25 protein-coding genes and 1 tRNA gene are annotated in these 24,425 nt (G+C 68.6%); 16 read left to right on the top strand and 10 right to left on the bottom strand.

Going from position 1 to position 24,425, the window contains the following annotated elements:
• Nucleotides 1–7: 7 nt before the first annotated feature.
• Both sepH and serC read right to left on the bottom strand, forming a co-directional pair.
• Nucleotides 8–1,132, bottom strand: coding sequence for a septation protein SepH (gene sepH, locus GOHSU_RS08595; protein WP_005939808.1), 1,125 nt, complete (start codon nt 1,130–1,132; stop codon nt 8–10).
• A gap of 157 nt (nt 1,133–1,289) precedes the next feature.
• Nucleotides 1,290–2,423, bottom strand: a complete 1,134-nt coding sequence (gene serC, locus GOHSU_RS08590; RefSeq protein ID WP_005939805.1) for a phosphoserine transaminase — start codon at nt 2,421–2,423, stop codon at nt 1,290–1,292.
• Between the two features lie 63 nt (nt 2,424–2,486).
• Here serC and GOHSU_RS08585 point away from each other — a divergent pair, with 63 nt between their 5' ends.
• The 4 genes from GOHSU_RS08585 to GOHSU_RS08570 all read left to right on the top strand — a co-directional run bounded on the left by GOHSU_RS08585 (nt 2,487) and on the right by GOHSU_RS08570 (nt 7,045).
• The gene (locus tag GOHSU_RS08585; RefSeq protein WP_029759758.1) at nt 2,487–3,407 is read left to right on the top strand and encodes an ABC transporter ATP-binding protein; all 921 of its coding nucleotides are present in this window, start codon (nt 2,487–2,489) and stop codon (nt 3,405–3,407) included.
• On the top strand, nt 3,404–4,999 hold the full coding sequence (locus GOHSU_RS08580; protein WP_005939799.1) for an ABC transporter permease: 1,596 nt from the start codon (nt 3,404–3,406) through the stop codon (nt 4,997–4,999). Before GOHSU_RS08585 ends, GOHSU_RS08580 begins: the two co-directional genes overlap by 4 nt.
• Before the next feature lie 63 nt (nt 5,000–5,062).
• Nucleotides 5,063–5,758 (top strand): pyridoxamine 5'-phosphate oxidase, encoded by a 696-nt coding sequence (pdxH, locus tag GOHSU_RS08575; RefSeq protein ID WP_005939796.1) that lies wholly within the window; start codon nt 5,063–5,065, stop codon nt 5,756–5,758.
• Nucleotides 5,759–7,045, top strand: a complete 1,287-nt coding sequence (locus GOHSU_RS08570) for an MFS transporter (protein ID WP_005939793.1) — start codon at nt 5,759–5,761, stop codon at nt 7,043–7,045. It abuts the gene before it with no gap.
• 9 nt (nt 7,046–7,054) lie between these two features.
• On the opposite strand, the gene GOHSU_RS08565 is transcribed toward GOHSU_RS08570, so the two are convergent.
• Together GOHSU_RS08565 and GOHSU_RS08560 are read right to left on the bottom strand one after the other, a co-directional pair.
• Nucleotides 7,055–7,918 carry a 5-oxoprolinase subunit C family protein gene (locus GOHSU_RS08565; protein WP_024332531.1) on the bottom strand — a complete coding sequence of 288 codons (864 nt, stop codon included), beginning with the start codon at nt 7,916–7,918 and terminating at the stop codon, nt 7,055–7,057.
• Nucleotides 7,906–8,562 carry a carboxyltransferase domain-containing protein gene (locus GOHSU_RS08560; RefSeq protein ID WP_005939787.1) on the bottom strand — a complete coding sequence of 219 codons (657 nt, stop codon included), beginning with the start codon at nt 8,560–8,562 and terminating at the stop codon, nt 7,906–7,908. Before GOHSU_RS08560 ends, GOHSU_RS08565 begins: the two co-directional genes overlap by 13 nt.
• A 147-nt stretch (nt 8,563–8,709) precedes the next feature.
• Between GOHSU_RS08560 and GOHSU_RS08555 the strand changes: the two genes are divergently transcribed.
• The 4 genes from GOHSU_RS08555 to GOHSU_RS08540 are packed head-to-tail and all read left to right on the top strand — an operon-like array spanning nt 8,710 to nt 11,397.
• On the top strand, nt 8,710–10,023 hold the full coding sequence (locus tag GOHSU_RS08555) for a citrate synthase (RefSeq protein ID WP_029759755.1): 1,314 nt from the start codon (nt 8,710–8,712) through the stop codon (nt 10,021–10,023).
• A gap of 2 nt (nt 10,024–10,025) precedes the next feature.
• Complete coding sequence (locus tag GOHSU_RS08550) at nt 10,026–10,385, top strand: FKBP-type peptidyl-prolyl cis-trans isomerase (RefSeq protein ID WP_005939780.1); 360 nt, start codon at nt 10,026–10,028, stop codon at nt 10,383–10,385.
• Between the two features lie 43 nt (nt 10,386–10,428).
• On the top strand, nt 10,429–11,160 hold the full coding sequence (locus GOHSU_RS08545; protein WP_005939778.1) for an enoyl-CoA hydratase: 732 nt from the start codon (nt 10,429–10,431) through the stop codon (nt 11,158–11,160).
• A gap of 45 nt (nt 11,161–11,205) precedes the next feature.
• Complete coding sequence (locus GOHSU_RS08540) at nt 11,206–11,397, top strand: hypothetical protein (protein WP_005939775.1); 192 nt, start codon at nt 11,206–11,208, stop codon at nt 11,395–11,397.
• Between the two features lie 16 nt (nt 11,398–11,413).
• Here the strand turns inward: GOHSU_RS08540 and GOHSU_RS08535 are convergent, their stop codons facing one another.
• Both GOHSU_RS08535 and GOHSU_RS17230 read right to left on the bottom strand, forming a co-directional pair.
• On the bottom strand, nt 11,414–12,727 hold the full coding sequence (locus GOHSU_RS08535) for a D-arabinono-1,4-lactone oxidase (protein WP_005939772.1): 1,314 nt from the start codon (nt 12,725–12,727) through the stop codon (nt 11,414–11,416).
• A complete protein-coding gene (locus tag GOHSU_RS17230; protein ID WP_051139449.1) occupies nt 12,724–13,983 on the bottom strand; it encodes an alanine racemase in 1,260 nt (419 codons plus the stop codon). Before GOHSU_RS17230 ends, GOHSU_RS08535 begins: the two co-directional genes overlap by 4 nt.
• A 20-nt stretch (nt 13,984–14,003) precedes the next feature.
• Between GOHSU_RS17230 and GOHSU_RS08525 the strand changes: the two genes are divergently transcribed.
• Nucleotides 14,004–15,233 (top strand): MBL fold metallo-hydrolase, encoded by a 1,230-nt coding sequence (locus GOHSU_RS08525; protein ID WP_005939766.1) that lies wholly within the window; start codon nt 14,004–14,006, stop codon nt 15,231–15,233.
• The gene (locus tag GOHSU_RS08520) at nt 15,230–17,746 is read left to right on the top strand and encodes an HAD-IC family P-type ATPase (protein ID WP_005939763.1); all 2,517 of its coding nucleotides are present in this window, start codon (nt 15,230–15,232) and stop codon (nt 17,744–17,746) included. Before GOHSU_RS08525 ends, GOHSU_RS08520 begins: the two co-directional genes overlap by 4 nt.
• Before the next feature lie 26 nt (nt 17,747–17,772).
• Here GOHSU_RS08520 and GOHSU_RS08515 read toward each other — a convergent pair whose 3' ends face one another.
• Complete coding sequence (locus tag GOHSU_RS08515; protein WP_005939760.1) at nt 17,773–18,351, bottom strand: DNA-3-methyladenine glycosylase; 579 nt, start codon at nt 18,349–18,351, stop codon at nt 17,773–17,775.
• On the opposite strand from GOHSU_RS08515, the gene GOHSU_RS08510 reads away from it, so the two are divergent.
• Complete coding sequence (locus tag GOHSU_RS08510; RefSeq protein WP_005939757.1) at nt 18,350–18,787, top strand: type II toxin-antitoxin system Rv0910 family toxin; 438 nt, start codon at nt 18,350–18,352, stop codon at nt 18,785–18,787. The two genes, GOHSU_RS08515 and GOHSU_RS08510, sit on opposite strands and share 2 nt — an antisense overlap.
• Nucleotides 18,788–18,837: 50 nt before the next feature.
• Here GOHSU_RS08510 and GOHSU_RS08505 read toward each other — a convergent pair whose 3' ends face one another.
• Entirely contained in the window at nt 18,838–19,530 is a 693-nt protein-coding gene (locus GOHSU_RS08505; protein ID WP_005939754.1) for a TetR/AcrR family transcriptional regulator, read from the bottom strand.
• Nucleotides 19,531–19,613: 83 nt separating this feature from the next.
• Nucleotides 19,614–20,117: an SDR family NAD(P)-dependent oxidoreductase gene (locus tag GOHSU_RS08500; protein WP_005939752.1), complete on the bottom strand. Its 504-nt coding sequence runs from the start codon at nt 20,115–20,117 to the stop codon at nt 19,614–19,616.
• Between the two features lie 383 nt (nt 20,118–20,500).
• On the opposite strand from GOHSU_RS08500, the gene GOHSU_RS08495 reads away from it, so the two are divergent.
• The 5 genes from GOHSU_RS08495 to GOHSU_RS16750 all read left to right on the top strand — a co-directional run bounded on the left by GOHSU_RS08495 (nt 20,501) and on the right by GOHSU_RS16750 (nt 24,150).
• A tRNA-Arg gene (locus tag GOHSU_RS08495) sits at nt 20,501–20,573 on the top strand.
• 381 nt (nt 20,574–20,954) lie between these two features.
• Nucleotides 20,955–22,274, top strand: coding sequence for an LGFP repeat-containing protein (locus tag GOHSU_RS08490; RefSeq protein ID WP_005939747.1), 1,320 nt, complete (start codon nt 20,955–20,957; stop codon nt 22,272–22,274).
• A gap of 76 nt (nt 22,275–22,350) precedes the next feature.
• On the top strand, nt 22,351–23,178 hold the full coding sequence (locus GOHSU_RS08485; protein WP_005939744.1) for an SDR family oxidoreductase: 828 nt from the start codon (nt 22,351–22,353) through the stop codon (nt 23,176–23,178).
• A gap of 11 nt (nt 23,179–23,189) precedes the next feature.
• A complete protein-coding gene (cobF, locus tag GOHSU_RS08480; RefSeq protein ID WP_005939741.1) occupies nt 23,190–23,927 on the top strand; it encodes a precorrin-6A synthase (deacetylating) in 738 nt (245 codons plus the stop codon).
• Between the two features lie 85 nt (nt 23,928–24,012).
• On the top strand, nt 24,013–24,150 hold the full coding sequence (locus tag GOHSU_RS16750; protein WP_155821063.1) for a hypothetical protein: 138 nt from the start codon (nt 24,013–24,015) through the stop codon (nt 24,148–24,150).
• A gap of 37 nt (nt 24,151–24,187) precedes the next feature.
• On the opposite strand, the gene GOHSU_RS08475 is transcribed toward GOHSU_RS16750, so the two are convergent.
• Nucleotides 24,188–24,425 (bottom strand): inositol monophosphatase family protein (locus tag GOHSU_RS08475; RefSeq protein WP_005939735.1); only part of this gene is annotated, 238 nt, incomplete at its 5' end.

Genomic DNA, 24,425 nt, shown 5'->3' with positions numbered 1-24,425 from the left:
CGTGACCTCAGTCGTCGGGGTGGGCGCGCACACCCAGCAGGACGTCTTCCCATGCGGGTACCGCGGGCTTCTTACCCCGCTTGGCCCGGTGACGGCTGGCGCTGGTGTGCTCCGGACTGCTCGCCGGCCGCTGACGGTCGGCCAGGTCCCGCGGCGAGGGGACCGCGGGGCGCGAGGACGGCGCCTGTTCCTGTGGCTCGGTCGCGTGGGCGGTCGGCGGGACCGCGGGATCGGGCGGAGCCGGGGGAGCGGCCGGGGCGGGTTCCTCTGGAACGGGGGACGGGGAGGGGAACTCCAGGTCCAGGGCGTCGTCGAGCGGCGCGGGCCCGGGGGTTTCGGACTCTGCCGCCGGGGCCGGTCGCGGAATCGGCGGCGGCATGGGTGCCGGACGGCGCGGGGTGGTTGCCGCTTCCGGCTGCGCCTGCTGGGCGTCGATCAATGCGTCGGCATCGACGGTGAACTCGGTGTGCCCCTCGGGCCGGACCTCACCGCGCGAATCGGCCGGGACCGGCGTGGGGACCGCGGTCAGGCGGGTGCGGCGCGCGGCCCGGGCCAGTTCGGGGTCGGTCAGTTCCACGCCGAGTTCGTCGACCGGATCGGTGGTGCCGCCGTGGGCACCGGGCCGGAAGCGCCAATGCGCGAAGTTCTCGATGTGGCCGTCGTGGAACGACAGCTGGATCATCCAGTGTCCGTCTTCGGCCTTCCAGGAGTCCCATCGGGCGTCGGCGGGGACGTTGCCGCGCAGGACCATGCATTCGGCGACCAGCTCGCCCAAGGTGGCCAGGCTCGGCCCGTCCATGGTCAGCGGGTGAGAGGCCCGGGCCAGTTCGGCGGCGCGGGCCCGTTCGAGCAGCACCGGGTGGGCGTAGCGATCGATCTTGGCGGGGGAGACACCGGCCATCTCGGCGAGTTCCTCCACTGAGGCGCCCGCACGGATACGGGACTGGATCTCCCGGGGACGCAGGGCCGCGTCACCGGGCGACGGGACCGGAACTGGTTCGCCGCGGTCCGGCCGCACCGCGGTACGCAGCTCGTCGTCGACGCGAATCCGGAAGTGCTCCTCGGTCTCCGGATCGACACAGATCACCCACTGCCCATCCGACTCGACGCGTGACACCTCGAGTTCGCGCATCCGATCCTCCTTCGGCGGGGTCGATCCGTTCCCGAGAGCGGGTTGACCCAACCCTAACGGAACCGGCGGCGTCCGCAGGGTGGACACGCGGCAAAAGCACTGATCAGCCGCCCGCGGTGCTCGAGTGGCGGCTGTGGCGGCTGATCAGTCAGACGCGTCAGAGGCGTTCGACGATGTAGTCGATCGAGTCGGTCAGCTTGGTGATGTCGGCCGGATCGATGGCCGGGAACATGCCGATGCGGAGCTGATTACGGCCCAGCTTGCGGTACGGCTCGGTATCCACGATCTCGTTGGCGCGCAGGGTCTTGGCGACTGCGGCGGCATCGACGTCGTCGTTGAAATCGATGGTGCCGACCACCTGGCTGCGATGCTCGGGATCGGCGAACGGGGTGGCGAATTCGCTGGCCTCGGCCCAGCCGTAGAGGCGTGAACTCGAATCGGCGGTCCGCTGAACGCACCAGTCGAGACCGCCGTTGCCGTTCATCCAGTCGATCTGATTCTTCAGCAGGATCAGGGAGGCGACGGCCGGAGTGTTGTACGTCTGGTTCTTGCTGCTGTTGTCGACGGCGGTCGGCAGCGACAGGAACTCCGGGCACCAGCGGCCGCTGGCCTCGATCTGCGCGATCCGCTCGAGGGCGGCCGGGCTCATGATCGCGACCCACAGGCCGCCGTCGGAGGCGAAACTCTTCTGCGGAGCGAAGTAGTAGACATCGGTGGCGGCGATATCGACCGGCAGGCCGCCGGCGCCGGAGGTGGCGTCGATGGCGATCAGGGCGTCACCGGCGACACCGGGGCGCAGCACCGGCACCGAGACACCGGTGGAGGTCTCGTTCTGTGCCCAGCCGATCAGGTCGACGCCCTCGACATCGGCGGCGGTGATCGACGCCGGATCCGGCGCGGTACCCGGTTCGGTGGAGATCACCGTCGGGTCGGCCAGGAACGGAGCCTTCTTGGTGACGGCGGCGAACTTGGACGAGAATTCGCCGTAGGTCAGGTTCAGGGTGCGCTCGCGGACCAGACCGAATGCGGCGGCATCCCAGAAGGCGGTCGTGCCGCCGTTGGACAGGACCACCTGGTAGCCCTCGGGAAGGGCGAACAGCTCGCTCAGTCCGGCCCGGATGTCGCCGACCACGTTCTTGACCGCGGACTGGCGGTGGCTGGTGCCCATGATCGAGGTGCCGCCGTCGACGACGGCCTGAATCTGCTCGGCGCGGACCTTGGACGGACCGCAGCCGAAGCGGCCGTCGGTGGGCAGGAGTTCGGCGGGCAGGGTGATCTGCGTATCGGTCATAGTCGAACAGTTTACTTCTGTGACCTGCAGCGCACCCGGCCGGGAGTCGGCGAGACTGGACCCATGGGTGCAGCTGACGTGATCGAGGTATCGGGCCTGGTGAAGCACTTCGGGAAGTTCGTGGCGGTCGACGGGCTGGATCTGCGGGTGCCGGCCGGGGCGATCACCGGTTTCCTCGGGCCCAACGGCTCGGGTAAATCGACGGTGATCCGGGTGCTGCTGGGACTGCTGCGCTACGACGCGGGCACCGTCCGGGTATTCGGCGGCGAGCCCCGGCGCGATGCGGTGCAGATCCACCGCCGGCTGGCCTATGTGCCCGGCGATGTGGCGCTGTGGCCGCAGCTGACCGGCGGGGAATGCATCGACCTGCTCCTGTCGGTACGGGGCGTCGCCGACTCGGCGAGCACCCGCCGCGATGAGCTGATCGAGCGGTTCGCCCTGGACCCGACGAAGAAGACCGATGCCTACTCGAAGGGCAACCGGCAGAAGGTCGCGATCATCGCCGCGCTCGCCGCCCCCTGCGATCTGCTCCTGCTGGACGAACCCACCAGCGGCCTGGATCCGGTGATGACGCGCATGTTCATCGAGGAGGTCCGCGCGCGGGCCGAGGACGGTGCCGCGGTCCTGATGTCCTCGCATCTGCTCGCCGAGGTGGAGCAGCTCTGTACCACCGTCACCCTCATCGCCGAGGGCAGGACGGTGCAGGCGGGGACGCTCGACCAGCTGCGGCATCTGCGCCGCTCGCGGGTGGTGGCCACCGTGCCGGCCGCGGCACGCCAACGGCTGGCCGCCACCGACTGGGTACACGACTTGCAGACGGCGCCGGTGCGGCAGGCGCGGATCGAGGCGAGGTTCACCGTGGACGCCGATCACTTGGGCCGGGTGGCCGGGCTGCTCGCCGATCTGGCGCCCCGGACGCTGTCGATCGAGCCGCCGAGCCTGGAAGAGCTGTTCCTGCACACGTATTCGGCCGCCGCACGGTGAGGGCAGTCGCCGGCTGGACCCGGTTGCTGGGGCTGGGGCTGCGGCGGGATCGGTACATCGGTCCGATCACGCTGGTCTCGTTCGCCGTGATCGCGATCATCAATCAGGCCACGACGGTGTCCACCTACGCCACCGAGGAGGCCCGCGAAGCGGCGCCGGCCGGAACCGCCGCGAACACCGCCTACGTCTTCCTGCTCGGACCGCTCGAGCATCACGACTCGGTGGCGGCGATGGCGACCTGGCAGGCCGGGCCGTTCATGACGACGGCGCTGGGGATCTGTGTCGCGATGGCGGTGGTCCGGCTGACCCGCAGGGAGGAGGAGAGCGGGCGCACCGAACTGCTGCTGGCCGGGGACACCGGCCGCCTGGCTCCGCTGCTGGCGGCGACGGTGCAGATCACCGGTGCGGCGGTGCTCCTGTCGCTGGTCACCGTGCTGCCGCTGATCGGCGGGGGCGGTTCGGCGCTGGACCTGGTGACGGTCTTCGTGCAGTACCTCACCGTGGGTCTGGCGGCGATCGGCATCGCCCTGGTCGCGGCCGAGGCCGCCGCGGGTGCGCGCACCGCCAATCTGGTCTCGATCGCGGTCGTCACGGGGGCCTACCTGGTGCGCGGGGTGGCCGATGTCCTCACCGGGGCCGCCTGGCTGCGCTGGCTCTCGCCGATGGGCTGGGCGCAGGAGATGGATCCGTTCGGCGCCGACCGGTTGCTCTTCGCGCTGGGTGCGGTGGCGCTGCTGGGAGCGTGCCTGCTCGCCGCGGCGATGATCGCCCACCACCGCGATATCGGCTCGGGCTGGTTCGCCCGGCGGCGGGGTCCGGCGACCGGTCCTGGGCTGCGATCGCTGCCGCGCATCGTGGCGCGGCTGACGGCGGCGCCGATAGCGGCCTATACGGCGGTGACCGCTCTCTACGCCCTGGTGGTCGGCTCCCTCCTGCCGTCGGTCGAGCAGATCGCGGCGGGCAACGAGATCCTCGAAGAGGTACTCGTGGCCGCCGATACCGGCGGTGCGCTGGCCGCGGCTTTTCTCGCCGTCATGACCTCCATGCTGGCTGCGGTCGCCGCGGCCGGGGGAGTGATGCTGGTCGGTCGGCTGGGAGCCGAGGAGAAGCAGGGCCGGACCGAAGTGCTGCTGGCCGGCGCACTCTCGCGCACCCGCTATGTAGCGGTGCAGGCAGCGGGCGCACTCGCCGGTGCGTCGGTGGTGCTGTTCGGGTCGGCGGTTGCAGTGAGCTTGTCGGCCGGGCTGGCCGGAATGCCGTGGGCGGCGACCGCGGCCGATGCCTTCGCCGCGGCCGGTGCACAACTGCCCGCCGCGATGGTGATCGTCGCCGGGGCGCTGTTCTTCTACGGACTGTCCACGCGGCTGATCGCAGCCGCTTGGGCGCTGGTGGCGGTGTCATTTCTGGCCGGGCCGATCATCGGGGTGTTCCTGGGCCTGCCGGACTGGATGGTGAGACTTTCGCCGTTCAGCCATGCACCGATGCTTCCGTCCGAATCGATGCGCTGGCCGCCGGTCATCGTGCTGACGGCGATCGCCGCTGTCCTGCTGACCGCCGGGGCGGCGTCGTTCGCGCGCCGTGATGTCGGATGAACCGTCCGGTTCCGGGTCCGCGGGAGACACAACGGTGACGACGGGCGTCGTAGGATCACTCCGATGAACAACGAACTGGATCTGCCGGGGATGCGGGTGCCCTACGGAACGCCGGCGACCGCCGGCGCCGACGGTGTCGCCGAACACTTGGACCCGGCGTGGCTGACCGGTGATCCGCCGTGGCTCGACCTGTTCTCCCGCTGGCTCGCCGAGGCGGTCGCCGCGCAGATTCCCGAGCCTAATGCGATGGTGCTGGGCACCGTCGACGACGAGGGTGTTCCGGCCACGCGCACCGTGCTATGCAAAGGGGCCGATGCCGACGGCGTCGTCTTCTTCACCGGCTACAGCTCGGCCAAAGGGCGGGCATTGGCGGCCAATCCTCTTGCCTCGGTGACGTTCCCGTGGATCGCGATGGAGCGGCAGGTGCATTTCCGCGGCCGCGTCCACAAGGTCGATCGGGCCGAGACCGAGGCCTACTGGAACTCCCGTCCGCGCGGCTCGCAGCTGTCGGGGCGGGCGTCGGCGCAGTCCGAGCCGATCGCCTCCCGCAACGATCTGGAGTCCGCGGCGGCCGCGGTGGCCGCCGAATTCGGCGGGGCAGACGGTGTGGCGCCGGTGCCGGTACCGCCGGAGTGGGGCGGCTACCGGCTGGTGCCCGACCGGGTGGAGTTCTGGCAGGGTCGCGCGGACCGGTTGCACAACCGGGCGCTGGCCCAGTTCGTCGACGGCCGCTGGATCACCCGGCGCCTACAGCCCTAGATGGCCCGGCTCTTCGCCGACACCCGGCCGCTGGCCAACGTCTACTTCCGGCGGCTGTGGTGGGCCAATATCGTCACCGTCATCGGCGCCCAGCTGACCGTGGTCGCCGTGCCGGCGCAGGTGTACGTGATCACCGGCAGCTCCGCCTACGTGGGGCTCACCGGTCTGTTCGGGCTGGTGCCGCTGGTGGTCTTCGGGCTGTGGGGCGGCTCGCTGGCCGATGTCTTCGACCGCCGCAAGATCCTCATCGTCACCACCCTGGGTCTGATCGGGACGGCGGTGCTGTTCTGGTGGCAGGCATTCGCGGACTGGAACAACGTCTGGGTGCTGCTGAGCCTGTTCGCGGTGCAGCAGGCATTCTTCGCGGTGAATCAGCCCACCCGGACCGCGGTGCTGCCGCGCATCCTGGACGACGACCTGTTGCCGGCGGCGAACTCGCTGAACATGACCGTGATGCAGGCCGGAGCCATCGCCGGACCGCTGGTCGGCGCCTCCCTGATCCCGGTCCTCGGGTTCGCGCTGCTGTACCTGGTGGACTCCCTGTCGCTGCTGGCCACGCTGTGGGCGGTCCTGGCGCTGCCTGCGCTGGTTCCCGAGGGTTCCACCGGCCGATCGGTGCCCGGCCTGAAGTCGGTGATCGACGGCCTGGCCTATCTGCGTCATCACCCGGTGCTGCTGGCCTCCTTCGTCGTCGACCTGATCGCGATGATCTTCGGCATGCCGCGCGCACTGTTCCCGCAGATCGCCCACGAGAGCTTCGGGGGAGCCACCGAGGGGGGAATCGCCTTCGCGCTGCTGTTCATCGCGATCCCGCTCGGTGCGGTGCTCGGCGGCATCTTCTCCGGCTGGGTGTCGGGGGTGCGCCGGCAGGGCCGCGCGGTGGTGATCGCCATCGTGGTCTGGGGGCTGTCGATCACGGTGGCCGGATGCGCGCTCTTCTTCGCCGACGGCACCCCGTTCCCGGTGCTGCCGATCGTGGTGACCGCCCTGGTCGTCGGCGGCGCCGCGGATATGGCCTCGGCCGCGTTCCGGCAGACCATGCTGCAGGCCGCCGCCAGTGATGATGTCCGCGGGCGTCTGCAGGGGGTGTTCATCGTGGTGGTGGCCGGTGGACCCCGGATCGCCGATGTGGCGCACGGTGGTTCGGCGGCGATGGTCGGCACCGCGGTCACCTTCGCCGGCGGTGGAGTGCTGACGGTGATCCTCACCGTGGTGGCGGCGCTGGCCTTCCCGCTGTTCTGGCGTTATCGCGTCACCCGCACGGGGCAGCCGATCGATCCGGTGTGAGCGGCGCCGTCAGAACCGCAACCGCACCGTGTCCCCGGGCACCAATTGGGCCGCGCGATCGACAGCCTGTGAGGTCAGCACCGCGGCAACGGGATAGCCGCCGGTCACCGGATGATCGGCCAGAAAAAGCACCGGCTGACCGCTCGGCGGCACCTGCACCGCGCCCAGCGGTACCCCCTCGGAGGACTGTTCAGGCAGATCCGGCCGATGCCGCGGTGCGGTATCGCTGCCGCCGGCGTCCAGGCGCACCCCGATCCGGTTGCTGGCCGGGTTCACCGTCCACCGGACCCGGGTGAGTACGCGCGGATCGGCCAGGTCGTCGAAACGGGGTCCGCGCCGCACCTGCAGCTCGTACACGGCCGGGGCGGGCGGTGGGCCGGGAACAAAGGTCTGCACCGGCCAGCCGCCGGCCTCGCTGGCCACCGCCAGCAGGTCACCGGCCCGCAGCGGTGGCGGGCCCAGCCCGGAGAGGGTGTCGGTGGAGGCCGATCCCAAGGTGCGCGGGGCCGCGAAACCGCCGCGCACCGCGATGTAGTTGCGCAGACCCCGGGGCGGAGCGAGTACCTCGATCACCTGGCCGGGCCGCAGCCCCAGGACCGCGTGACTGCCGGCGCCGCGACCGTCGATCAGGACCGTCGTCGCCGGGCCCGTCACCGCCAGCACGGTGAAACCCTCGGCCCGCGCCGACCAGCCGCCCAGTGTCGTCTCGACCGCGACCGCCGATTCGGCGTTGCCCACCAGACGGTTCGCCTGCCGCAGGGCCCCGCGGTCGGCCGCCCCCGACAGGGGGACACCCAGGTGCGCATAGCCGGGGCGGCCCAGGTCCTGAAAGGTGGCCAGGGGGCCGGCGGACAAGACGGTCAGTCTGCGCACTGAAACCTCACCGTGGCCCCGGCCGCCAGCAGGGCCGGCGGCTGCGCCTCGACGTCCCAGAGGCCGATGTCGGTGCGCCCCAACAGAAACCAGCCTCCGGGGCTGGCGCTGGGGTAGACGGCGCTGTAGCCGGCGGCCGCGGCGACCGCACCGGGCGGTACCGCCGGGCGGGACTGCCGGCGACGGGTCAAGGCTCCGAAGGCGGCCCGTGCCGCGGGCGGTCCGCCGACCGGCACCAGGTAGCCGAAGCCGGGGGCGAAGCCCATGAACTGCACCCGCCACACGATGGTGGTGTGCGCGCTGACCAGCTCGGCCGCGGTCAGTCCGACGCAACCGGCCGCCTCGTCCAGGTCGGCGCCGTCGTAGACGACGGGAATCTGCACCTGCGGACCGGCCGTGATACCGCCGGCCGGCCGTTGCGCCCGGGCGAGGATGCGCCGCACCCCACCCAGGTCCAGACCGGCGCCCGGCGGGGCCTGCACCAGGACCGCATCGGCGGTCGGCACCACATCGCTGAGCATCAGTTCACCGGCGCTCGCAGCAGCCCGCAGGACGGCGGCCGCCAGTGCGGCCGCGGCCGGTGGATCGGTGTCGGCGGAGTAGTCGAAGATCACAGCGTCATCGCCTGCCGGAAGCTCACGCATGGCACCAAATCTAGCTGCTGTGGGTAAGCTGAGCGGACTGCATGAGTGAGCAGAAGTCTCACTGAGGGACCCTCGGTGGGCGGTATCAGCGACAGCCGACTAGCGTGTAACCAGACAGCTGGTCAGACCGCGAGTTAAGGGGTATGTGTGTCCGCGGATAAAGCAACGACCGACGATCAGGCGACAGGTACTTTCACGTACCCCGGAGGCTCGTTGGAGCTGCCGATCCTCAAGGCCACCGATGGCAGCGATTCGGTCGGTCTCGGTCCGTTTCTGGCCAAGACCGGCCTGACCACCTTCGACAGCGGTTTCGTCAACACGGCGGCGACCAAGTCGGACATCACCTACATCGACGGTGATGTGGGGATCCTGCGCTACCGCGGCTACCCGATCGAGCAGCTGGCGCAGAAGTCGACCTTCGTCGAGGTCAGCTACCTGCTGATCTACGGTGAGCTGCCGACCCCCGAGCAGCTCGAGGTGTTCACCAACAAGATCCGCCGGCACACGCTGCTGCACGAGGATCTGAAGCGGTTCTTCGACGGCTTCCCGCGGAACGCCCATCCGATGCCGGTGGTGTCCTCGGCCGCCAACGCGCTGTCGGCGTACTACCCCGACTCCCTGGATCCGAAGGATCCCGCGCAGGTGGAGCTGGCCACCATCCGGCTGCTGGCCAAACTGCCGACGATCGCGGCCTACGCCTACAAGAAGTCGGTCGGCCAGCCCTTCCTCTACCCGGACAACTCGCTGGGTCTGGTGGAGAACTTCCTGCGCCTGACCTTCGGCTTCCCGGCCGAGCCCTACGAGGTGAACCCCGAGGTCGCCAAGGCGCTGGACATGCTGTTCATCCTGCACGCCGACCACGAGCAGAACTGCTCGACGTCGACGGTGCGTCTGGTCGGCTCCTCGCAGGCCAACCTCTTCACCTCGGTGTCGGCGGGAATAAACGCCCTGTGGGGTCCGCTGCACGGCGGCGCGAATCAGGCCGTGCTGGAGATGCTCGAGGATATCGAGACCAGCGGCGGTGACACCGCCGAGTTCATGCGCCGGGTCAAGAACAAGGAAGACGGTGTCAAGCTCATGGGCTTCGGGCACCGCGTCTACAAGAACTACGATCCGCGTGCGGCGATCGTCAAGGAGACCGCCGACCAGATCCTCGAGTCGCTGGGCGTGAGCGATCCGCTCCTGGACATCGCCAAGGGTCTGGAAGAGGTCGCCCTCAACGACGATTACTTCATCGAGCGCCGCCTGTACCCGAACGTCGACTTCTACACCGGCGTCATCTACCGGGCGATGGGCTTCCCGACCCGGATGTTCACCGTGCTCTTCGCGTTGGGTCGGCTCCCGGGCTGGATCGCGCACTGGCGTGAGATGCACGAGGACACGTCCACCAAGATCGGTCGCCCGCGCCAGCTGTACACCGGCTACACCGAGCGGGACTACGTCCCGATGGAGGATCGCTGAACATGAGTGACAAGCCTGAGGTCGAGTTCCCCGAGGGCCCGGCGCCCACCGAACTGCAGATCACCGATCTGATCATCGGCGACGGTGCCGAGGCGGTGCCCGGAGGCATGGTCGACGTCCACTACGTCGGCGTCGAATACGACACCGGCGAGGAGTTCGATTCGTCGTGGGATCGCGGCCAGAGCGCCAACTTCCCGCTGGGTGCGCTGATCCAGGGCTGGCAAGAAGGCATTCCCGGGATGAAGGTCGGCGGTCGCCGCCGGCTCGTCGTCCCGCCGGAACTGGCCTACGGTCCGGCCGGAGGAGGTCATCGGCTGTCGGGCAAGACGCTGATCTTCGTGATCGACCTGCTCGGCGCCTGACCCACCCGGCCCGACGATCGGGTGCGATCGGTACGCTGCTGCCATGATCGTGAGCAGCAGCACCGGCCCCGTCACCACTATCGAACTGGCGCGCCCGCAGAAGCGCAACGCCCTGAACGAGGAGCTGGTGGAGCAGCTATCGGCGGCTTTCACCGCCGCCGTGGACTCCGGCAGCCGGGTGATCGTGCTGACCGGGCAGGGCGAGGTCTTCAGCGCCGGCGCTGATCTGTCGGGCCCCGTCTACGACAAGGACTTCCTGGACAAACTGGTCGGATTGCTTCAGCAGATCGAGGCTACGCCGATTCCGGTGATCGCCGCCCTCAACGGTGCGGCGCTGGGCGCGGGACTGCAGTTGGCGATGGTCGCGGATCTGCGGGTCATGGACCCCGGTGCGCTGGCCGGAATCCCCGCGGCGAAGATCGGGGTGGCCGTGGACGAGTGGACCATCCGGCGACTGGTCTCGCTGGTCGGCGCGGGGATGGCACGCGGCATGCTGATGGGCTGTGATCCCCTCACCGCCGACCGCGCCTACGACCTGGGTTTCGCCAACCGCATCGGCGACCTGACCGACGCGCAGCACTGGGCGACCACCATCGCCGAGTTCGCCCCGCTGACCCTGGCCCACTACAAGCTGGTGCTCACCGGCGACGGTGCCCGCGATGAGGTCCCGGAGGAGCGGCTGGCGGCGATGATGGCGGCCTGGAACAGCGAGGATCTGCAGGAAGGCCGGGCCGCGCGCGAACAGAAGCGGGCCCCGGAGTTCACCGGACGCTGAGACGACGAACGCCGAGACATCGGACGGCGGAAGAGGAGGCAGGCGATGAGGACGCAGGGACTCTGGTATCCGGTCGGCACCATCGTGCTCGGCGCGTTGCTGGTGGTCTGGACGGCCACCGACCTGAGCGACGGTGAAACCAACGCGATGACCTGGATCACCCTGGTCATCGGCGCCGTCGGTATCGCGCTGGGCATCGGGCGCCTGGTGCAGACGCTGCGCGATCGCACCGATTGAGTGCGCCGGACGCGGCTCAGCTGCCCAGAACCTGCCGCAGGTAGGGATTGCTGAAGGTGCGGTTGGGATCGTAACGGTCCCGCACCTGCAGGAAACGTCCGAAGTCCGGGTAGACCGTCTGCAGGTAGTCGGCGTCGCGGGTGTGCATCTTGCCCCAGTGCGGCCGGCCGCCGTGCGCCACCATGATGTCCTCGACATCGCGGAAGTAGTGGGTGGCCGCGGCCGGATCGTCTCGGTGGTAGCGGTGCACCGCGATGTAGCCGGTCTCGCGGCCGTTGGCCGTCGACAGCAGCAGATCGTCGTCGGCGGCGGCACGCACCTCGATCGGGAAGCTGACCTTGTGGCGCTTGCGGTTGATCATCGCCCGTATCTCACGCAGCGCCTCGGGGATAGCTTCCAGCGCCAGCGCGTACTCCATCTCGCGGAAACGGACCGTGCGCGAGGAGATGAAGACCTTGTCGGACCGGTCGATATAGGTGCGCTCGGACAGTACGCGGCCGGACACCTGGTTGATCCCCGGTACCACGCGCGGCGCCCGGGAACTGAGCGCACACAGCACTCGGTAGACACCGTTGGACAGGAACTCGTCGTCGATGTAGCGGCGCACCCGGCCCGGCCCGGAGGCCGGAGTGTGGGCAGGCAGCCGGGTATTGGTCTTGGTCAGCGCACAGTTGGTGTGCGGGAACCAGTAGAACTCGTAGTGATCGTGCGTGCGGCAGCGCTCATCGAAGGTGTCGATCGCCTCGTCGGCGGAGGCGGGTGCCTCGTGGGCGCGCAGGCTGAATGCCTCCACACACTGCAGGGTCAACTGGGTGAGCACCCCCAGGGCACCCAGGCCCAGGGCCACCGCGGGCAGGTCCGGGTGGTCCTCGCCGAACTCGTGCAGGGTGCCGTTACCGTCGACCAGGTGCGCACCGACGATCTGGGTGCTGATCCCCCCGTAGGCCAGTCCGGTCCCGTGGGTGCCGGTGGAGGTGGCACCGGAGATGGTCTGCCGGTCGACGTCACCCAGGTTGGCCATCGCCATCCGGTACGGCTCCAGCAGTGCGGGAATCCGATGCAGGTGGGTGCCGGCGCCCAGGGTCACGCGGCGACGCTCCTGGTCGACGTCGAGCAGCCCGCCCAGCCCGGACAGGGCCAGCTGGATGTCCGGGGCCACCGCGATCTCGGAGAAGCTGTGCCCGGAGCCGACCGCTTTGACGGTGTCACCGCGTTCGGCGGCGCCGTAGATGTCGGCGGCCAGTTCTTCCGGGCTCTGCGGCACCAGCAGCCGATTCGGCCGGCAGTGGGCCGTGCGACCCCAGTTGCTCCACGGCGCGGGTCCGGTCACAGGAAGCACCTCCCTTCGCCTCGGTAGGTGGGGACGACGTCGACCACCTCGGTGCTGCCGTCGTCGGCGCGAGCGATCAGCGCCACCGCGTCGGCGCGTTCGCAGACCTCCCCCGACTTGGTGTGCCGGAACCATACCCGACTGCCGATCTGCAGATCGGTGACTTCGCCGTGCAGGGGAGTCTGCACCTCGCCCGCGGCCTCGGTCGGCACGTAGCGCAGACCCGTCGGCCAGACCGGCTTGGGCAGCCGGTCCGGTCCGGGCGGCCCGGAGGCGATCCAGCCGCCGCCCAGGCAGGTGACGTAGCCGGGGCCGGGACGACGGACCACATCCAGACCGAAGGCCAGCGCCGGGGCCGGCCGGAAATGCCGGTAGGTGTCGAACAAGTGGCCGCCGAGCAGTCCGCTGCCGACGGCGATATCGGTGATCGCCGGATCCTTGGCGGTGGCTTCGAGGGAGCCGGTGCCGCCCGCGTTGACGAAGGCCAGGTCGGCGTATTCGCCGATGGCGGCGATGGCCCTGCTGCGGCGGTGGCGCAGCTCGGTCATCGAGACAGCCTGCATGGCGCGGACCGCGGTGTTCATCATCGTCTTACCGGGAACGCCGTTACCGACCCCGGCGACCTGCGCCTCGTACGACATCACCCCCACCAGTTCGAAACCGTCACGCTCGGTGATGGTGCGGGCCAGACTGCGGACCTGCGACAGATCGTGCACGGGGGAGCGGCGCACCCCCAGGTGCAGCCGGCCACCCAGTCCGCGCAGGGACGCGTCCAGATCCATCGCCACGCGCAGCCGGCGCCGACGGTCGGGGCCGGCGACCGCGTCGATCAGGTCCAGTTGCGCCGGATCGTCGATCAGCAGGGTGACCCGGGACAGGGCGTCGTCGTCGGCGAGCAGGGCGGTGATCGCCGGCCGATTCGCGGTCGGATAGCCCAGCAGGACGTCGTCGACTCCGGCGGAGGTGGCCAGCCAGCGTGCCTCGTCGAGCGAATAGGCCAGCACCCCGGCGTAACCGTCACGGCCGAGGACGTCCTCGATCACCGACCGGATGCGCAACGACTTGGAGGCCACACGGATCGGGACGCCGCCGGCACGACGACGCAGATCGGCGATGTTGTGCTCCAGTGCGCTCAGATCCAGAGCCAGCACGGGGGCGGCCAGACCGGCGCGGGCGACGGCGTCGTCGATACCGCCCCAATAAGCGGCGTCGTCAACGAACCGAGCCCGGCCGGGCTTACGGGATCCAGGTGCCATGACCGCTAGGCTAGTCATCTGTGACGTCCATCCGAAGCATCCTGGTCGACGGAGTCGCCGAGCCGGTGGGCTCGGTACTGGCCCGCGCGCGGCGGACCACTGGACAGTTGTCGGCGGCCGGTGCCCAGCGCGGCAGCCTCGCCCTCGGCGGCGCCGTCGAGCTGCTGGCCGATCGCGGCTTCGGTCCGGCGCGGGCGCTGGGGGCCGGGCGCGACGAGATCGCACCGTTCACCGCCGGCTCGGCCTTCGCTGTCGACGGTGTCTTCGCCAATCGGGAGGCTGCTGCCGCCACGGGCGGGCCGAGCTTGGCGATGGCCGTGGAGATGACACGCAACCCCGGACGACCCGGCGCGCCGATCCCGGTGCTGACCCCGCACCTGCCGGCCGACGCCGAGGCCGGTGCGCTGGCGGCCACCTGGCTTGGCCACGCCAGCGTGCTGGTGGAGATCGACGGCGTGCGGGTGCTGACCGATCCTGTGTTCAGCAGGCGTTGCTCGCCCTCGCAGACCGTCGGACCTCGCCGGATGCACGAGGTGCCGGTCCCGGTCGGTGCGCTGCCGCCGATCGACGTCGTTCTGATCTCGCACGACCACTACGACCACCTCGACGTCGAGACGATCGATGCGCTGGCCACCTTGCACCCGCAGGCGCAGTTCGTGGTGCCGACCGGGGTGCAGGCGCACCTGCTGTCCTGGGGAATCGGTCCGAGGCGCATCCACGCCGCCGACTGGTACGAACGAGTCACCCTGGACATCGCCGGTACACAGCTGCGGTTTCACGCGGTCGCTGCGAGGCATTTCTCCGGCCGCGGGATGATCCGGAACCTGACGCAGTGGGTCAGCTGGGCGGTGGTGGGACCGGAACACCGATTCTTCTTCTCCGGGGACACCGGCTTCACCGAACGGTATGCCGAGACCGGGGATCTGCTGGGCCCGTTCGATCTGTCGATCATCGCGATCGGCGCCTACGACGCGGCCTGGGCCGACATCCACGTGACCCCCGAGGAGGCGCTGTCGGTGCATCATCTGATCAACCCGGGCGCGGCCGGCGAGAGTCTGCTGCTGCCCATCCACTGGGGTACGTTCAACCTCGCACCGCATTCGTGGTCGGACCCGGTGCAGCGGCTGCTGTCGGCGGCCGGGACCGCCGGGGTGCGTGTGGTTGTTCCACGGCCCGGTGGCACCGCCGACGTGCTTAAGCGCAGCGGCACCGCTTTCGACGACCCGACCTGGTGGGAGCACTGCGCATGAGTACACCGACGACGACCCGGCCGACCGGCCTGACCGCCGCCGAAGTCGCCGAACGGGTAGCCGCCGGAAAGGTGAACACGCAGCCGGACAAGTCCGGGCGCAGCGTCGCCGACATCGTTCGCGCCAATGTGTTCACGCCGATCAACGGCATTCTGGGTGTGCTGTTCGCGATCGTCGCGTACACCGGATCGTTCATCAACGGCCTGTTCGGTCTGCTGATCATCGCGAACTCGGGAATCGGCATCATCCAGGAGGTGCGCGCCAAGCGGACCCTGGATCGGCTGTCGATCATCGGCCAGGCGCAACCGGTGGTGCGCCGCGACGGTCAGGCGGTGGCGATCCCGCCGAACGAGGTGGTGCTCGACGACCTCATCGAGATGGCGCCCGGCGACCAGATCGTGGTGGACGGCGAGACCGTCGAATCGCAGGCCCTCGATGTGGACGAGTCGCTGCTCACCGGGGAAGCCGATGCCGTGGACAAGGCGGTCGGCGACGAGATCATGTCGGGAAGTTTCGTGGTCTCCGGATCGGGCAGCTACCGCGCCACCAAGGTCGGCGCCGACGCCTACGCGGCCAAACTCGCCGCTGAAGCCTCCAAGTTCACGCTGGTCAACTCCGAACTGCGTTCGGGCATCAACAAGATCCTCGGTGTCATCACCGTCATCCTGATTCCGGCCGGCGCGCTGACCATCTACAACCAGTTGGTCATCAGCCGGCAGGAGCTGAACGACGCGCTGCTGGGCATGGTCGCCGCACTGGTGCCGATGGTGCCCGAGGGTCTGGTGCTGATGACCTCGATCGCTTTCGCCGTCGGCGTGGTGCGGCTGGGACAACGTCAGTGCCTGGTCAACGAGTTGCCCGCGATCGAGGGCCTGGCCCGGGTGAACGTGGTGTGCACCGACAAGACCGGCACCCTGACCGAGATGGGTATGCGCCTGTCGGAGGTGCGGGTGGTCAACGACGATTTCAGCCAGGAGGAGGTGACCCGCGCCCTCGCGGCGATCGCGGCCGCCGATCCGCACCCGAACGCCAGCATCGAGGCGATCAAAGAGGCCTACCCGGAGGCGCCGGACTGGCACTCGTCGGCGATCCTGCCGTTCTCCTCGGCGAACAAGTTCAGTGGTGTCTCCCTGTCCGACGATGCCGGCGCCGACCACGGCAACTGGTTGATCGGCGCGCCCGATGTGCTGCTGGACCCGGAATCGGACACCGCGAAGCTGGCCTCCGATCTGGGAGCGACCGGGCTGCGAATCCTGATGATCGGTGCGACTGACGTGCCTGTCGACACCGCGCCGACCGGCAGCGCCAATGTGCCGGGCACGATGACCGAGGTGGGGCTGATCGTGCTGGAGCAGCGGGTGCGCCCCGACGCCAAGGACACTCTGGAGTATTTCGGCTCCCAGGATGTGCACGTCAAGGTGATCTCCGGCGACAATGCGCGGTCGGTCGGTGCGGTCGCCGAATCCCTGGGCCTGGGCACCGCCGATACAGCCGTGGACGCCCGCAAGCTCGCCACCGACCCGGAGGAGCTCGCCGACCAGGTCGAGGAGGGAGTCACCTTCGGCCGGGTCCGCCCGGACCAGAAGCGGGCGATGGTCGAGGCGCTGCAGTCGCGTGGGCACACCGTCGCGATGACCGGTGACGGCGTCAACGATGTGCTCGCCCTCAAGGATGCGGACATCGGTGTGGCGATGGGTTCGGGGTCCTCGGCCGCCCGCTCGGTCGCGCAGATCGTCCTGTTGGACAACAAGTTCGCCACCCTGCCCTTTGTGGTCGGGGAGGGGCGTCGCGTCATCGGCAACATCGAACGCGTCTCGAATCTGTTCTTGACCAAGACGGTGTATGCGGTGCTGCTGGCCATCGCCGTCGGCATCGCCGGGCTGGTGGCGCACTTCGCCGATATGGCGCCGATCAGCTATCCCTTCCAGCCGATCCACGTGACGATCTCGGCGTGGTTCACCATCGGTGTGCCGGCCTTCATCCTGTCGCTGGCGCCGAACAACGAGCGGGCCAAGACCGGCTTCGTGCGCCGGGTGCTCACTCAGGCCGTCCCCAACGGATTGATCGTGGGCAGCCTGACCTTCCTGTGCTACCTGTGGGTCAATCCGGGGACCAGGGCGCCGTCGATGATGGGTGCCGAGACCGAGTTCAACGCGCCCCAGATGCAGGCCGCCACGGCGACCCTGGCTGCGATGATCACGATGGCCTGGTGGGTGCTGGTGGTCGTCGCCCGCCCGATGACCTGGTGGAAGGCGATCCTGGTCGGCGTCTCGGTGGTCGCGTACGGGATCATCTTCACCTGGTCGTGGACGCAAGAACTGTTCAAACTGGACTCGGGCAACGGGCAGATGATGCTCAAGGCTGCGGTCTGCGCAGCCGTCGGCCTGGTGCTGATCGAGGTCTCCTCGCGGATTCTCAAGGCCCGACTCGAACGGCGTGCAGCCGCCGAACAGGCCGCCCTGCACGAGCACTCGCAGAAGCACGACCCGGAGCATGCGTCCGTCCGTGCCTGAGCGAGTATCGGCGCCGTGCGCCTTCTTCAGGGGCGAGGCGGGGCCTTGGCGTGGCGGCGGTACGGCGAGACCGTCGGGTCACCGCTGATCCAGTAGCGCCATGGCCGATCGGCAGCCAGGCGCACCCCGACCCGCGGACCGGTCGCGATCACGGCATCGTCGAGCAGATCTCCGTGCCGGACGACGATGCCCGGCGGTACGCGTACGTCGGTGCCGCGGTCGGCCATCGTGATGCCCAAGGCCTTGGCCAGGTTCCCGGGTCCGCGGCCCAACTGCGGGTCGGGCAGGTCGCCGCGGCGGCTGCGGGCGCCGTCGTGTCCGTCGATGATCTCCCCGGCCCGCAGCAGGACCGCAGAACCCTGGCCTTGCGGGCTGGTGACCACGTTCGCACAGTGATGGCCGTGGATCCGATAGACGTACAGCCGGTCGGGCGGACCGTACATGATCTCCGAGCGAGGCGTGCGGGTGAAGGCGTGCGAAGCCGGATCGTCGGGGCCGTTGTAGGCCTCCACCTCGGTGATGCGAGCGGCGACGCCGTCGTATCCGAGGATCACCGCACCGAGAAGTGCGCGTGCGGCTGCGCAGACGTTAGGCTCATCAACCATGGCGAAGACCAGTGACTCCGTATATGTCGACCTCAGTCCAGAGGACGCCTTCGCGGCGGCCTCGGACCTGTCCCGCTTCGACGACTGGCTCGTGCTGCACGACGGCTGGCGTGCCGAGGTGCCCGAGCCGGCTGATCTTGCGGTCGGCACCAAGGCTACGTCGGTCGTCAAGGTGAAGGGCACCCGCGTGCGTTTCGACTGGAAGATCGACACCTACGAGCCGCCGCGCCGTGTGCGTTTCTCCGGCAACGGCAAGGGCGGGGTCAAGGCCAAGATCGATCTGACTGTCAAGCCGTCGGGCACCGGCTCGGAGGTGACCTTCCAGATCGACCTGGGCGGCCTGCCGCTGATGGGACCGGTCGGCAAGGCCGCGGCCAAGGCCGTGCACGGTGACGTACAGAAGTCTTTGATCCGCTTCCGCGGACTGTTCACCTGACAGGCGGCTTGGGCCGGTTCACCTGTGGCGCGGGCCGGGTGCCGAAGCGCTTAGGGCAGTTTCCCGGCTTCAGTGTCGATCAGCGAATCGGGGTCGAAGGGTACGGCTGCGATATCGGCGATGGCGCCGATGACACCGAGGACGGCTGCCGACAGGAAAGCGTTGAGCGATTCGTCGGTGGTAGGCGGCCGATCCCGAGTCAGGTGAAAGTCGATCACCGTCGACTCCAGCAGGCCGACGATCCCGTGCGCGCCGCGCTGCACGGCGACGTACGCGGGCGAATCCGGAGGCGCTGACAGGTGCAGGGCTGCCGCTACCTTCGTTGACACCATGCAGACAAAGGCCGACCGGCCGGCTGCGACCGGTGCGGACACAGCCAGGCCGGAACGTGTTCCGGTGCCGGAGAGGTAGCGCTGGAGGCTCGGATGCCGGACTACCCAGTCGACGTACTCGTCGACGCTCCGCTCCACGAGGCTGCGCGCGGTGTCACCGTCGGCCACGCTGGTGGGCACAGCCTGGATCAAACGGGCAACGATCGCCTCGCGTATCAGATTCTCCAGAATGCGCTGGTCTGGGAAGATTCTATACAGCGCGGACCGGGCGATCGGGACCGCGGCGCACAGGCTCGCGGTATCCCAGCCAGTGCCTGAATCGATGAGATCGATAGCGGTGTTGAGAATGCGCGTGCGCCGTTCGGCTCGGTGCGCATCCCAGCGAGTGCTGCGGCCGTCGCGCGTGGTCATCGGGCTGAATGCTGCCGTCGGTGCCAGGAGTAACGGCCGGTGGGCAATGACCGGTCGCCGGCCCGGGGACCCTTGAGCATCATTCAGTCGTCAGTGGCGATCCGGTCGAGGTAAGCCCCACGACGGCTCTTGTCGACGCGGTTGATGGCGGCGTCGTCATGCAGCAGGCGGCGGACCGGGCGGGTGACAACTTCAGGAAGCAGGGTGCTGGTCCGGGCGGCGAGGGCCAGGTAGCCGGGAACCCCGATCTCGGCCGCTCGGGTGTGCACTGACTTCACGATGGCATCGGCGATATCCTCCGCATCCACCTGGGGAAACAGTCCGAAGTCGATCCCCGAGGCCAACTCGGTCTTGACCGGTGACGGCAGCACTGCCGAAATGCTGACGCCGCTGTCGGCCATCTCCATCCGGACCGACTGTGTGAGGCCCAGGGCTGCAAACTTGGAAGCGTTGTAGCCGGCCAGGCCCTGGAGCGGGAAGCGCGCGACCAGCGAACAGACATTGACGATGTGGCCGCGGCCGCGCTCGGCCATGCCGGGCAGGGCCAGTCGGAGACCGGTTGCCATACCAAAGTACGGAGTGGACAATGTCCATCTCGATTCCGGACTTATCGGAATCCGGTGTCTTCGGGACGGTCCGAGACCGCGCGTGCTGCGGCTTACACCGCTTGGTTATGCCGCGACAATCACCACCGACCACCACCGGTACCGGGCGGCCAAGACCCCTCGACACGCGTTCACGACCTCACGGGAAGTGCACCGAGCCCGGCGCAAAATCCCGGAAGGAGCCCAGGGACACCGCGTCTGGAGCCTCACGGCCTACGGGGCCGAGGCGCTGACCCCCGCCCGAAAACAGCTGACGTAGAATCACTGAACGCAGACCGCCAACCCCACCGAGCAGGTCTGCGACGGACTGAAACCGGATGAGCGGACGGAAGCGCTAACTTCCTCCACTACTTCCGCCAGTCCCCGCTCTCGTAGCTCAGGGGATAGAGCACCGCTCTCCTAAAGCGGGTGTCGCAGGTTCGAATCCTGCCGGGAGCACTGCTATACGTTCAGTTCAGAGGCGTTTTCCGAAGTCCTGTCAGGCTGCGTGCCCAGAGCGTGCCAAATCCCAACGGATCGCAGGTACTCCGTACCCGGGAAATCAAGACGCTCGGTGACAGGTCCGGTCCGCGCGCCGGGGGCATGAACGGATCAAGCGAATTGAGCATGTGTTCCGTTTCCGACCTGGGCGGTAGGAAACGGAACACAGATCTACGTACGCCGGCGCGGGCAGACGCGCACGCCTGGTCGACTCTGTGTCGTCCGACAGGTGGCACTTGGACAGTTAAGCGCGAACGCCCGGTTTAATTGGCGGTAGGGTCACATGCGCCGACGCCACGGGTGTTCGGCCCGAGGTGGAACCAATTCGGAGGACGGACAATGAAGACGGCACCAAACAAGCGGTTCCGGGGGCTCGCGCTCGGCGTGGCTGCCGCACTCGGCGCCACACTGTTCTTAGCTCCAGCGGCGGTTGCGGACACCCGCGACGACGCCGGTGAGGCCATCAGCAAGCTGCAGACGCAGATCGGCGGCGGGGATGGAGCCGACAAGGGTTTCAACAGTGCAGGACTGGGGGATGCGCAGGGCGAGGTGACCGCGATCGAGGGGACCGACGGCTTCAAGCGGTCGTTCACCGGGGGCACCATCTACTGGTCTGAAAGGGAAGGCGCCACCGTCCTCTACGGCGCCATCGACGAGAAGTACAACGCTCCCGAGGTCGGCGGACCGAAGGGCCCGATCGAGATCGGTTTCCCCAGCGCCAGCGAGTCGGACGGACCGTTCAACCCGGGCCGTCAGGCCGCGTTCGCGGGCGAAGGGAATCCGAAGATCTACTGGACTCCCGAAAACGGCGCGTGGGTGGTGCGGGGCCCGTTCGCTGCTGCCTTCGACAAGTTCGGCACCGACCTGGGTGCACCGACCGGGGAGATCGCGGTCGACGAGGCTACCGGGACCGTCTCTCAGAACTACGCCAACGGGACGCTGATCTTCGATCCCCAGACCAAGTCGTGGACGGTCTCCGACAGCCTCAGTGCGAGTCGACCGGACCTCTCGGACGGTTTGGCCGGCCTGAACCTGCCGGATTCACCGAACCTCGGTCTGCCCGGTATCGCGTTGCCGAGCAGCGATGTGCCCAACGCCAGCGCCGCAGTCCCCAGTGTGGGTCCGCTGGCCACCGGCGAGACGGCGTCGTCGGATTGGAACAAGAACTGGCTGTGGCTGCTGCTACTGGTTCCGCTGCTGCTGGCTCTCTGGTACTGGAACAGCCGCCGGGAGAAGAAGATCGTGCACGCGCCGCGTCCGGCGGCCGGCGCTAATCTCCCGAAGGTCGACGTCAAAGCTCCCGGCGTCGGGGTCAAGGGTGCTTCAGCCGGGGGTGCTGCGGCTTCAGCCGGTGCAGCGGTCGCTAAGGCCAAGGGACCGGCGGCCAAGTCCGGCGCTCGGGTGGATGAGACCACTAAGGGCACCGGCGACGGTATCGGTACGTATGTCAAGGCCGGCGATACGGTCCCGGTACCGGTCGGTGCGCACCTTCCGCTGGCCGATCCGCAGGAACAGCCGGAAGGTTATCCGATCAAGGGGAACGCTGACTCGGGTCGCTACCACACGCCGGCCTCACCGGCGTACGACGAAACCGTCGCCGAGATCTGGTTCGCCACCGAAGCCGCTGCCAAGTCGGCGGGCTTTGAGAAGCACGCCTGATCGCACCGCCGACGTCTGGTCACCACGACCGCGGCCCGGGCAACCGCCCGGGCCGCGGTCGTTTACCCTGGCGGATGTGAACAAGACCTCTGCTTCTGGAGCCCAGACCGTCCTGGTGACCGGTGCGACCAGCGGAATCGGTGCGGCCGTGGCGCGGCAGTTCGCCGACGCCGGGCATCGGGTGTTCGGCACCAGCCGCAACCCCGAAACGGTTGCCGATCCGATCCCCGGCGTCACCTATGTCCGTCTCGACAATGCCGACCTGGCGACGGCGCAGACCTGCGCGGACGCGGTCGGTCCGGTGGATATCTTGATCAACAACGCCGGGGAGAGTCATGCTGGTGCGTTCGAGGAGACCCCGCTCGACGAGATCGAGCGGATCTTCGCGGTCAACGTCTTCGGTCCACTCGCACTGACCCAAGCCGTGTTGCCGGGTATGCGTGAGCGCCGACGAGGCACCGTGGTGATGGTCGGATCGATGCTGTCGAGCTTCCCGATCGCTTTCCGCTCCACCTATGCGGCCACCAAATCGGCGCTCAAGGCCTACGCTTTTGCCCTGCGCCGCGAGGTGGCTCCGTACGGGGTGCGGATGATCTCGGTGGAACCGGGAACCATCGCGACCGGAATCGGCGAACGACGGACCGTGCACATCGCCGAGGATTCGCCCTATGCCGACGAGTACGAGATCGTCGCAACCACGACGGCACAGAACGAACGCAAGGGCATCAGCGCCGAGACGATGGCTGAGCAGATCGTCGCCGCGGCCCTGGCGGACAACCCGAAACCGTTCTACGCGCGCGGTAACCGTGCGGCGGTCGTCTTCGCCCTGCGCCGGCTGGCCCCGCGCCAGCTGGTTCTGGACCTGTCGGCAAAGGTCCACGGACTGCCGAAGGTACGCCCCTGATCACGCTGCGGGTGATCGGGATCGGCCCGGGCAACCCGCGTCAGATCACGCTGGAGGCGATCGACGCCATCGCCGCCTGCGATGTGTTCTTCCTGCTGGACAAAGGGGCGCGTGTCCAGCAGTTGAGTCGGGCCAGGACCGAGTTGCTCGCCGCGTACGCTCCCGCCGGTCATCGGGTGGTCGTGATCGACGATCCGCCTCGTGACCGCGATCCCGACGATTACCGCGCCGAGGTCCAGCGCTGGCATACCGCCCGGGTCGACGCCCTGGAGACGGCCATTATCGAGTCGGTCGATGCTGGGCAGTCGTGCGCGTTTCTGGTCTGGGGAGATCCGGCGCTCTACGATTCGACACTCCGGCTGGTCGATCAGCTGGTCGCGCGCGGCTCGGTGGATCTGGAGGTCGAGGTGATCCCAGGTGTCACTAGCGCCTCAGCGCTCACGGCGGCGCACGGCATCGTCGCGCACGGTATCGGCGAACCCGTGTTGCTGACGACGGGGCGGCGGCTGGTGGACGCAGCGGTGGAGGAGCCGGCGAACCGCATCGTCATGCTCGATTCGCACCTGACCTTCACCCAGACCGCCAGATCCGACGACGACGTTTACTGGGGCGCGAATCTTGGGACTCCGGAGCAGGTCCTCATCAGTGGGAAAGTGAGCGACGTCGCCGACGAGATCGAACAGGCGCGGGCTCGGCTGCGGCAGCAGACCGGCTGGGTGATGGACATCTATCTGCTCCGACGGCGATGACAAGGATCAGCTCGACGCTTCTTTCGAGTTTTCCTTGCCTGGCGTGTGTGGGCGGGCGTATTCTAGTCATAACGGTATCGAACTAGTGTTCGGCCGCAGCCGCACCGCCAACAAACACGCCCGCCGCCGCGCCGAACGCGCCGCCAACCGCCGCGAACGACTCACCAAAAACAACACCGACCCCACCCCACCCACCGACGACAACGACCCACCACTGTTCTGAACAGGCGTTTCGATGAGCTGATCAGCCAGTCGGCCGGTCACCACGGGGTGCGCAGTGCCCTCAGTAGGTCGTCGGCGATCTCCTGGCGGCAGATGACGAAGTCGGGCATGTACGGCTGAGGATTGTTGTACACGATCTGTTCGCCGTTGAGCCGGGCGCAGAACAGGCCCGCTGCCTGTGCGACACCGACCGGTGCGCAGTTGTCCCACTCGTATTGGCCGCCGGCATGGACATAGGCGTCGACATCGCCGCGCACCACCGCCATCGCTTTGGCC

It is taken from the genome of Gordonia hirsuta DSM 44140 = NBRC 16056, assembly GCF_000333015.1.
Lineage (GTDB): Bacteria > Actinomycetota > Actinomycetes > Mycobacteriales > Mycobacteriaceae > Gordonia > Gordonia hirsuta.
This window is presented reverse-complemented; position numbering and strand designations above follow the sequence as displayed.

Excerpts from the sequence above, each read along its gene's own strand:
- sepH (WP_005939808.1), bottom strand. The coding sequence starts at position 1,132 with ATGCGCGAACTCGAGGTGTCACGCGTCGAGTCGGATGGGCAGTGGGTG.
- serC (WP_005939805.1), bottom strand. The coding sequence starts at position 2,423 with ATGACCGATACGCAGATCACCCTGCCCGCCGAACTCCTGCCCACCGAC.
- GOHSU_RS08585 (WP_029759758.1), top strand. The coding sequence starts at position 2,487 with ATGGGTGCAGCTGACGTGATCGAGGTATCGGGCCTGGTGAAGCACTTC.
- pdxH (WP_005939796.1), top strand. The coding sequence starts at position 5,063 with ATGAACAACGAACTGGATCTGCCGGGGATGCGGGTGCCCTACGGAACG.
- GOHSU_RS08570 (WP_005939793.1), top strand. The coding sequence starts at position 5,759 with ATGGCCCGGCTCTTCGCCGACACCCGGCCGCTGGCCAACGTCTACTTC.
- GOHSU_RS08560 (WP_005939787.1), bottom strand. The coding sequence starts at position 8,562 with ATGCGTGAGCTTCCGGCAGGCGATGACGCTGTGATCTTCGACTACTCC.
- GOHSU_RS08550 (WP_005939780.1), top strand. The coding sequence starts at position 10,026 with ATGAGTGACAAGCCTGAGGTCGAGTTCCCCGAGGGCCCGGCGCCCACC.
- GOHSU_RS08545 (WP_005939778.1), top strand. The coding sequence starts at position 10,429 with ATGATCGTGAGCAGCAGCACCGGCCCCGTCACCACTATCGAACTGGCG.
- GOHSU_RS08540 (WP_005939775.1), top strand. The coding sequence starts at position 11,206 with ATGAGGACGCAGGGACTCTGGTATCCGGTCGGCACCATCGTGCTCGGC.
- GOHSU_RS17230 (WP_051139449.1), bottom strand. The coding sequence starts at position 13,983 with ATGGCACCTGGATCCCGTAAGCCCGGCCGGGCTCGGTTCGTTGACGAC.
- GOHSU_RS08520 (WP_005939763.1), top strand. The coding sequence starts at position 15,230 with ATGAGTACACCGACGACGACCCGGCCGACCGGCCTGACCGCCGCCGAA.
- GOHSU_RS08510 (WP_005939757.1), top strand. The coding sequence starts at position 18,350 with ATGGCGAAGACCAGTGACTCCGTATATGTCGACCTCAGTCCAGAGGAC.
- GOHSU_RS08515 (WP_005939760.1), bottom strand. The coding sequence starts at position 18,351 with ATGGTTGATGAGCCTAACGTCTGCGCAGCCGCACGCGCACTTCTCGGT.
- GOHSU_RS08505 (WP_005939754.1), bottom strand. The coding sequence starts at position 19,530 with ATGACCACGCGCGACGGCCGCAGCACTCGCTGGGATGCGCACCGAGCC.
- GOHSU_RS08490 (WP_005939747.1), top strand. The coding sequence starts at position 20,955 with ATGAAGACGGCACCAAACAAGCGGTTCCGGGGGCTCGCGCTCGGCGTG.